The following is an 8,945-nucleotide window of genomic DNA, read 5'->3' as shown; positions in this document are numbered from 1 at the left end:
ACGCGGGAGACCAGCGCATCCAAAACCGTTCGGGATACGCGCAGTGCCGGGCAGTGGGTCCAAGACTCACTCCTGCTCACTGATTAGGAACGGTTCAGGGTGAGGGTGCTCATGTAGTCCATGGTCCTGCGCCCGGCCCGCGACGGCATCGATCCTCGGGCGGAATCCGGGAGCGGTGCGCGTAGGTCTCCGGTCGCATGCCGTCCCCTACGGGGTGGACCCGGCAGCGGGCCGGATCGAGCCCGGTGTCGGCCGGGCGTCAAATCCGTTCGACCCCGCCGGGGGTGGTCGTTACAATCGCCGGTCTGCCCGCCTCCCGCACCGTGGTACCGGCCTTCGCCGGCAGCCGGGGGAGCGCCGCCGACCGGACGGAAACCGGCCGACAGCCGTACGCGCGCCCGCGCGCGTATCCCGTGATCGATCCCCGAGCGGACCGCATCGCCCCGAGCCGTGGCCTGGAGCGAGATGCGGTCCGCCGTCCTGCGTTGAAAAGCCGGAGGCAACACCGTGCCCGCGCACGAACACGAAAGCGACACCACCACCGATCCCCTGGATCGGGAACGCGCCCATCTCACCGCGTCCCGCTCCGCGTTGCGCGCCATGCGCGAGGACGCCCAGGCCCTCGACATCCGTGACGTCACCGCGAACTGGGTGAACGCGGCCGTTCTGCAGGCCCAGATCGACGAGCGCATCAAGTCGCTCGCCGATCTCGCCCATACACCGCTCTTCTTCGGGCGCCTGGACTATCTGCACGCGGTCGGTGCGGAACAGGCCGAGGGTGCCGAGGGAGAGCAGTTCTACATCGGGCGCCGCCACGTCCATGACGCCGATGGCGACCCGATGGTCATCGACTGGCGCGCGCCCGTCTCGCAGCCGTTCTACCGGGCGTCCAGGAAGGATCCCCAGGACGTCGGCCGGCGCCGCCGCTTCGGCTACACCGGCGGTGAGCTGACCGCGTACGAGGACGAGCACCTCACCGACCCCGCCGAGGCCGAGCAGACCAGCAAGCTCCTCCAGGCGGAGATCGAGCGGCCGCGTGTCGGGCCGATGCGTGACATCGTCGCGACGATCCAGCCCGAGCAGGACGAGATCGTCCGCAGCGGCCTCGGCGGGACCGTCTGTGTGCAAGGAGGACCCGGCACCGGCAAGACGGCCGTCGGCCTGCACCGGGTCGCGTATCTGCTGTACGCGCACCGCGAGCGGCTCGCCCGTACCGGCACGCTGGTCATCGGCCCGAACCGGTCCTTCCTCCACTACATCGAGCAGGTGCTCCCGGCCCTCGGTGAGCTGGAGGTGAAGCAGGCGACCGTGGACGATCTGGTGGCGGTGGGCATCGAGGTGCGCGGCACGGACTCGGCGGCCGCCGCCGTCATCAAGGGCGACGCCAGGATGGCCCAGGTGCTGCGGCGGGCGATCCGCTCGCATGTGACGCCGCCTACGGAGCCGGTGATGGTGGTGCGCGGTTCGCGGCGCTGGCGGGTGCCGGCGTACGAGCTGGAGGAGATCGTCACCGAACTGCTGGCCCGTGACATGCGCTACGGGGCCGCCCACGAGGCGCTTCCGCAGCGCATCGCGCACTCCGTCCTGGTACGGATGGAGGAGGCGGGCGAGGCACCCGACGACCGGGTGCAGAACGCGGTGGCCCGCAACCCTGCGGTGAAGGCGGCCGTGAAGGCCATCTGGCCTGCCGTCGAACCGGCCAAGGTGGTGCTGCGGCTGCTGTCGGACGCGGAGTTCCTGGCCGCGCACGCGGCGGGGCTGCTCACCGAGGACGAGCAGAAGACGATCCTGTGGACCAGGCCGGCCCGCAGCGTGAAGTCCGCGAAGTGGTCGGCGGCGGACGCGGTGCTGATCGACGAGGCGAGCGATCTGGTGGCGCGTACGCACTCGCTCGGCCATGTCGTGCTCGACGAGGCGCAGGACCTGTCCCCCATGCAGTACCGGGCGGTGGGCCGCCGTTGCACGACGGGCTCGGCGACGGTCCTCGGCGATCTCGCGCAGGGCACGACGCCGTGGTCGACGGAGAGCTGGGCGCAGGCACTGCACCACCTGGGCAAGCCGGACGCGGTGGTGGAGGAGCTGACGGCGGGCTTCCGTGTGCCGCGCGAGGTGATCGCGTACGCGTCCCGGCTGCTGCCGGAGATCTCTCCGGGGCTCGCGGCGGTGGAGTCGGTGCGCGAGTCGCCGGGTTCGCTGGAGGTACGGCAGGTGGCCGGCCCTGCGGTGGACGCGGCGGTGCTGGCGGCGTGCGAGGAGTCGCTGACGCGGGAGGGGTCGATCGGCCTGATCGCAGCCGATGCGCGTGTTCCTGCGCTGGCGGACGCGCTGACCGCGGCGGGCCACGCGTATCTCTCCCCCGGTGAGGAGACGACCGCCGAGTCCCGGCTGACGCTGGTCCCGGCATCGCTGGCGAAGGGCCTGGAGTACGACTACGTGGTACTGGACGAGCCGGCCGCGGTGGTGGACGGCGAACCGGACGAGCGCACGGGGCTGCGCCGGCTGTACGTGGCGCTGACGCGTGCGGTGTCGGGGCTGACGGTGGTGCACGCGGCAGAGTTGCCGGGAGAGCTGGCGCCCGCGAGCCTCTCCGGCGTGTGAGGAGCGGGGCCCGGGAGCGACGTCCCCGGGCCCCTGAAGGGGCGGACGGGGGAACAGCCCCACCGGGCCGGGTTTTCCCGCATGTGGCGGGGATCACATCGCGGGGAAAACCTGCGGCCCGGCTCGGGCGTCCAGCTGGTGTGAGATCAGTCAGGAAGGCACCGCGTCGAGCACCGTGCGCCATTCCCGTACCGCCGTCGCGTCCACCGGGCCCGACCAGCCGTGCGGGCGGGCCGCGCCGCCGATGTGCACCGCGTCGAGGCCCGCGGCCAGCAGCTCCGGCAAGTGGTCCAGGCGGAGCCCGCCGCCCACCAGGATCCGGGGCTCGTACCCGGCCTCGCCCGTGCGGGCCGCCTCCGCGAGCAGGGTCGGGATGCCGTCGTCCACGCCCTTCGGCGAGCCCGCGGTGAGGTACGTGTCGAGGCCCGGCATGTCCGCCAGCTGCTTGCGCAGGGCGTCGCGGTCAGCGGCCCGGTCGATCGCGCGGTGGAAGGTCCAGGGGCAGCCGTCCAGCTCGGCGACGAGCCGTTCGACGGCGACCAGGTCCGGGTGCCCTTCGGCGTCGAGGAAGCCCAGGACGAACTCCTCGGCGCCCTCCGCACGCAGTTCGCGCGCCTTGGCCACGAGCACATCGATGTCTCCGGCCGCGAAGCCGTCCGCCACCCTGAGCATCACCCGCAGCGGAATGTCCACCGCTGCCCGGATCTCCGCGAAGGTCGCGCAGGACGGGGTCAGGCCGTCGGCCGCCATGTCGGTGACCAGCTCAAGGCGGTCCGCACCACCCGTCTGGGCAGCGACCGCGTCCTCCGCGTCGAGAGCGATCACCTCCAGGACTGCACGGTTGCTCATGGGATCCCCATCCTCCAGGAAGCGGCAATAGGTCTAGTCCAATGACCAGCCTACGGGTCGGCCGACCGAGGGCGCAGCCTCAATCCGACGTGAAGATACGTGAGGTCAGACGCATCCCGGGGCGCCGGACGCGGACACTCCGGATCCCGGCGACAGATCCACCCTTGCGCTTTATAGGGGAGGGGGGTATACCTGAACATGCAATACATACCCCCCAGGGGTATGAACATCTCCGCCAGGGAGGACATCGTGTCCGCGCACACCGCCACAACCGGCTCCGGCTCCGGCTCCAGCTCCGGCACCGCCACCGGCACCACCGCAGAGGTCGAGCTCGCGATCGGCGGCATGACGTGCGCCTCCTGCGCGGCCCGCATCGAGAAGAAGCTCAACCGGATGGACGGCGTCGAGGCCACCGTCAATTACGCCACCGAGAAGGCCAAGGTCAGCTACCGGGGCGAGGACGTCTCCGTACAGGACCTGATCGCCACCGTCGAGAAGACGGGTTACACGGCGCACCGGCCCGCGCCCCCGGCGCCCACCGAGGCCGACGCCCCCGAGGCGGCGGCCGACGAGCTGCGCCCCCTGCGGCAGCGGCTGCTCACCGCCGTCGCGCTCGCCGTGCCGGTGATCGCGATGGCGATGGTCCCGGCACTCCAGTTCGACTACTGGCAGTGGCTCTCGCTGACCCTGACGGCGCCCGTCGTCACGTACGCCGCATGGCCGTTCCACAAGGCCGCGTTCACCAACGCCCGGCACGGCGCGGCGACGATGGACACCCTGATCTCGGTCGGCACCTCGGCCGCGTTCCTGTGGTCGCTGTGGGCACTGTTCTTCGGCACCGCCGGGATGACCGGCATGACGCACCCCTTCGAGCTGACCATCGGCCGGAGCGACGGCGCGGGCAACATCTACCTGGAGGCCGCGGCCGGCGTCACCGCCTTCATCCTGGCCGGGCGCTACTTCGAGGCCCGCTCCAAGCGGAAGGCGGGCGCCGCCCTCAAGGCGCTGCTGGAGCTCGGCGCCAAGGAGGTCACCGTGCTGCGCGGTGGCCGTGAGGTGACCGTGCCGACCGCCGACCTCCAGGTCGGGGACCGGTTCCTGGTCCGGCCCGGCGAGAAGATCGCCACCGACGGCACCGTCGTGGAGGGCGCGTCGGCCGTGGACGCGTCGATGCTCACCGGTGAGTCCGTGCCGGTGGAGGTCTCCGTCGGCGACTCCGTCACCGGCGCCACACTCAACGCGGGCGGCCGGCTCGTCGTCGAGGCCACCCGGATCGGCGCCGACACCCAGCTGGCCCGGATGGCGAAGCTCGTCGAGGACGCGCAGAACGGCAAGGCGGCGGCCCAGCGCCTCGCGGACCGGATCTCGGCCGTCTTCGTCCCCGTCGTCATCGCCCTCGCGCTCGGCACGCTCGGCTTCTGGCTCGGCAACGGCGCGGGCCTGACCGCCGCGTTCACCGCCGCCGTCGCCGTACTGATCATCGCCTGCCCCTGCGCCCTGGGCCTCGCCACTCCCACCGCCCTCATGGTCGGCACCGGGCGCGGCGCCCAGCTCGGCATCCTGATCAAGGGCCCGGAGGTCCTGGAGACCACCCGCCGCGTCGACACGATCGTCCTCGACAAGACCGGCACGGTCACCACCGGCCGGATGACCCTGCTGGAGGTGCACACGGCGGACGGTACGGACGAGCGCGATGTGCTGCGGCTCGCGGGCGCCCTGGAGCACTCCTCGGAACACCCCATCGCCCGGGCCGTCGCCGCCGGAGCCGCCGAGCGCACCGGTGCCGCCCTGCCCACCCCCGAGGACTTCGCCGACATCGCGGGGCTCGGCGTCCAGGGTGTCGTCGAGGGGCACGCCGTGCTCGTCGGCCGTGAGCAGTTGCTCGCCGAGTGGGAGATCCACCTGCCGGTGGAGCTGGCCCGGCACAAGGCCGCGGCACAGGCCGCCGGCCGGACGGCCGTCGCGGTCGCCTGGGACGGCGAGGCACGGGCGGTCCTGGCAGTCGCCGACGCGGTGAAGGACACCAGTGCGGAGGCCATTCGGCGGCTGCGGGCCCTGGGGCTGACCCCGATCCTGCTCACCGGTGACAACCGGGCGGTGGCCGAGGCGGTCGCGGCCGAGGTCGGGATCGAGAAGGTGTACGCGGAGGTCATGCCGGAGGACAAGGTCGACGTCGTCAAGGAACTCCAGTCCCAGGGCCGTTCGGTCGCCATGGTCGGTGACGGCGTCAACGACGCGGCGGCCCTCGCCCAGGCCGATCTGGGCCTGGCGATGGGTACGGGGACGGACGCCGCGATCGAGGCCGGCGACCTGACGCTGGTACGCGGGGACCTGCGGGCCGCGGCGGACGCCATCCGCCTCTCGCGCAGGACGCTGGGCACCATCCGTACGAACCTGTTCTGGGCCTTCGCCTACAACGTGGCGGCACTGCCGCTCGCCGCGGCCGGACTGCTCAACCCGATGATCGCGGGCGCCGCCATGGCGTTCTCGTCGGTCTTCGTGGTGGGCAACTCGCTGCGGCTGCGCGGGTTCAGGGCGGCGGCGTAGGAAGCCGCCCACCCCGACGCGGGCAGACCCTCGGCCCGCCCGCACGAAACCGCACCCGGGTCCCGGCACTAGGGTCGTCCCATGACCGACAGCTCGCGCGGAAGCGGAAACAGCGGAAGCGGAAGCAGTGGCCACGAGGCGGGCAGCACCGACGCCGCTCTCCGTGACCGCTGGCGGGAGGCGCTCGTCGGGGCGCGGGGCGGGGCGTCCGGGCCCGATCCGGTGCCGTACGCCGACCATCTGCTGGCGCGCTGGGCCGAGCCGCAGCGGCGGTACCACACCACCGCGCACCTGGTCGCGGTACTCGACCGCATCGACACGCTCGCCGGTCACGCGGCCGATGCGAACGCCGTGCGCCTCGCCGCCTGGTTCCACGACGCGGTCTACCGTCCCGACCGGTCCGAGAACGAGGAGCGCAGCGCCGCCCTCGCCGAGCGTGCCCTGCCGGAGGCGGGCGTACCGGCCGACGTCACGGCCGAGGTCGCCCGGCTCGTCCGGCTGACCGTCACGCACGATCCGGCGGACGGCGACACCGACGGCGAGGTGCTGTGCGACGCGGATCTGGCGATCCTGGCGGCGCCCCCGAAGGAGTACGCGGCGTACGCGGCGCAGGTGCGGGAGGAGTACGGCTTCGTGCCCGACGACGCGTTCCGCGAGGGGCGGGCGACGGTGCTGCGCCAGCTGCTCGGACTGCCGCGGCTGTTCCGCACGCCGTACGGGGTGGAGCGGTGGGAGCCGCGGGCGCGGCAGAATCTGCTGACCGAATGGGAGCTGCTCAGTCACTGAGCGACGCGGCGCGGCGGCGGTCTCGGGAATGCGACGCCGCCGACCGCTGTTGGCAGCTGTCATGCCCGACTCTGCCGCTCACCGCTCACGCATGCCACTTGCCGTGTACATTCTCGGCCTCTCCGTCTTCGCCCTGGGTACCAGCGAGTTCATGCTCTCCGGGCTGCTGCCGCCCATCGCCGACGACATGAACGTGTCCATTCCCCGCGCCGGACTCCTCATATCCGCCTTCGCGATCGGCATGGTGATCGGCGCCCCGCTGCTCGCCGTGGCCACGCTCCGGCTGCCCCGTCGCACCACACTGATCGCCCTGATCTCCGTCTTCGGCCTCGGCCAGGTGGCGGGCGCGCTGGCTCCGACGTACGAGGTGCTCTTCGCCTCCCGTGTCGTGAGCGCCTTCGCCTGCGCCGGATTCTGGGCGGTGGGGGCCGCGGTCGCCATCGCGATGGTGCCGGTGAACGCACGCGCCCGCGCGATGGCCGTGATGATCGGCGGTCTGTCGATCGCCAATGTGCTGGGCGTGCCCCTGGGCGCGTTTCTCGGTGAGAACCTCGGCTGGCGGTCGGCCTTCTGGGCCGTGGGCGCGGCGTCCGCCGTGGCGCTGGTCGGGGTGACGACGCTGATTCCGCGGATCCCGCTGCCCGAGCAGAAGCCGCGGCTGAAGCGGGAGATGAGCATCTACCGGGACCGGCAGGTCTGGCTGTCGATCGTGATCACCGCGCTCGCGGCGGGCGGTGTCTTCTGCGCGTTCAGTTATCTGGCCCCGCTGCTGACGGATGTCGCCGGACTGGACTCGGGCTGGGTGCCGACGGTGCTCGCGCTGTTCGGGATCGGCGCGCTGGTCGGTACGACGATCGGCGGCCGGGTCGCGGACGCGCATCTCTTCGGGGTGCTGATGAGCGGAATCGCGGCCTCGACGGTCTTCCTGGTCGCGCTGGCGCTGTTCGCATCGAACCAGGTCGCCGCGGTCGGGCTCTCGTTCCTGCTGGGAGTGTCGGCGTTCTACACGGCTCCGGCGCTGAACGCCCGGATGTTCAATGTCGCGGGAGCCGCTCCGACACTGGCCGGTGCGACGACGACGGCCGCGTTCAACCTCGGCAACACGGGCGGCCCCTGGCTGGGCGGCACGGTGATCGACGCGGACTTCGGTTTTGCGGCGACGGCATGGGCGGGGGCGGCGATGACGGTGGTGGCGCTGGCGGCCGTGCTGCTCTCGCTGCGGCTGCACGGCGGAGGCAGGTCGCGACGGGTGACCGGGGCGCCGGCCGCGGCGTCGTCCGGGACGGCTGCGGAGATCTCAGCGAAGGCCGCGAGCTGACGGCCGGTCGACCGAGTCCGGTGCCACATCACGGAGGGCCGGCGCCGGGCGCCCCTTGGGCCGCCGGAGCCCGGCCTCCGTGATCCGGCGGACGAGTTCCTTCGAGCCGATCTGCCGGGCCCCGGCCCGCACCGCGTCCGCGTACCGCGATTCCGGTACGTCGTAGTGGTCCCGCTCGAACGCGCGGGGCGGGCAGCCGATGGAAGCCGCGAAGGCGTGCAGCTCCTCGAAGGACACGTCGCTGACCAGGTGCGACCAGAGCCGTCCGTGCCCCGGCCAGTCCGGCGGATCGATGTAGACCGTCACCGCCGCAGTATCCCGCCCAGCGAACCGACCGGGGCGACGGCGACAGCGGCCTTGGTGCACACCCAGTGCGGGTCCGGGCCCAGTTCCGGTTCGACGTCCAGGGCATGCGGGTCGCCCGCGTCGCAGACCGGGCAGAGCGGCCACCGCCCGTACCGTTCGAGCAGCGCGTCCTGCACGTCCTGAGCCACGAGGCCGACGACGAACGAGGCGCCGTCGGGCCACTGTTCGACCCACCAGCGGCGGTGGGTCACGGCGTCCTCGACCAGCGAGACGATCCCGGCCTCGGCGACGTCACCTGCGGCGAGATCGGCCATCACCAGCGCGCGGGCCGTGTGCAACGCCTGTTCCAGGGGATTCATCTCCATGGGCCCATTGTCACCCCGCCCGCGAACCCGCTTCTCGCGCCCGTCCCCGCCGTTTCCGCGCTGTCCGAGGCGCTGCGGGAGGCGCTGTCGGCGGCACGTCCGGAAGCACTGCCGGAAGCACTGCCGGAAGTACCGGCGGAAGGGTCGCCGGCGGCACCGCCGGCGAGGGCGTCAGA

The 8,945-nt window shown here is 72.3% G+C and carries 7 protein-coding genes; 4 read left to right on the top strand and 3 right to left on the bottom strand.

The window, feature by feature from the left end; all coding sequences use genetic code 11:
• Positions 1-507 precede the first annotated feature (507 nt).
• Positions 508-2,598, top strand: a complete 2,091-nt coding sequence (locus ACF1B9_RS31690) for a HelD family protein (RefSeq protein ID WP_391745945.1) — start codon at positions 508-510, stop codon at positions 2,596-2,598.
• 150 nt (positions 2,599-2,748) lie between these two features.
• On the opposite strand, the gene ACF1B9_RS31685 is transcribed toward ACF1B9_RS31690, so the two are convergent.
• Entirely contained in the window at positions 2,749-3,447 is a 699-nt protein-coding gene (locus tag ACF1B9_RS31685) for a copper homeostasis protein CutC (RefSeq protein WP_391745943.1), read from the bottom strand.
• Between the two features lie 249 nt (positions 3,448-3,696).
• On the opposite strand from ACF1B9_RS31685, the gene ACF1B9_RS31680 reads away from it, so the two are divergent.
• From ACF1B9_RS31680 to ACF1B9_RS31670, 3 genes are all read left to right on the top strand, one after another.
• Positions 3,697-5,994, top strand: coding sequence for a heavy metal translocating P-type ATPase (locus ACF1B9_RS31680; RefSeq protein ID WP_391745950.1), 2,298 nt, complete (start codon positions 3,697-3,699; stop codon positions 5,992-5,994).
• An 81-nt stretch (positions 5,995-6,075) separates the two neighbouring features.
• On the top strand, positions 6,076-6,780 hold the full coding sequence (locus ACF1B9_RS31675; RefSeq protein ID WP_391745942.1) for a hypothetical protein: 705 nt from the start codon (positions 6,076-6,078) through the stop codon (positions 6,778-6,780).
• A gap of 91 nt (positions 6,781-6,871) precedes the next feature.
• Positions 6,872-8,098, top strand: coding sequence for a Cmx/CmrA family chloramphenicol efflux MFS transporter (locus ACF1B9_RS31670; protein ID WP_391745940.1), 1,227 nt, complete (start codon positions 6,872-6,874; stop codon positions 8,096-8,098).
• Here the strand turns inward: ACF1B9_RS31670 and ACF1B9_RS31665 are convergent.
• Positions 8,078-8,404, bottom strand: a complete 327-nt coding sequence (locus tag ACF1B9_RS31665; RefSeq protein ID WP_391745938.1) for a DUF4031 domain-containing protein — start codon at positions 8,402-8,404, stop codon at positions 8,078-8,080. The two genes, ACF1B9_RS31670 and ACF1B9_RS31665, sit on opposite strands and share 21 nt — an antisense overlap.
• On the bottom strand, positions 8,401-8,769 hold the full coding sequence (locus ACF1B9_RS31660) for a hypothetical protein (protein ID WP_376221814.1): 369 nt from the start codon (positions 8,767-8,769) through the stop codon (positions 8,401-8,403). The genes ACF1B9_RS31665 and ACF1B9_RS31660 overlap by 4 nt, the downstream gene beginning before the upstream one ends.
• Between the last annotated feature and the right edge of the window lie 176 nt (positions 8,770-8,945).

It is taken from the genome of Streptomyces sp. NPDC014727, from assembly GCF_043083485.1.
GTDB lineage: Bacteria > Actinomycetota > Actinomycetes > Streptomycetales > Streptomycetaceae > Streptomyces.
This window is presented reverse-complemented; position numbering and strand designations above follow the sequence as displayed.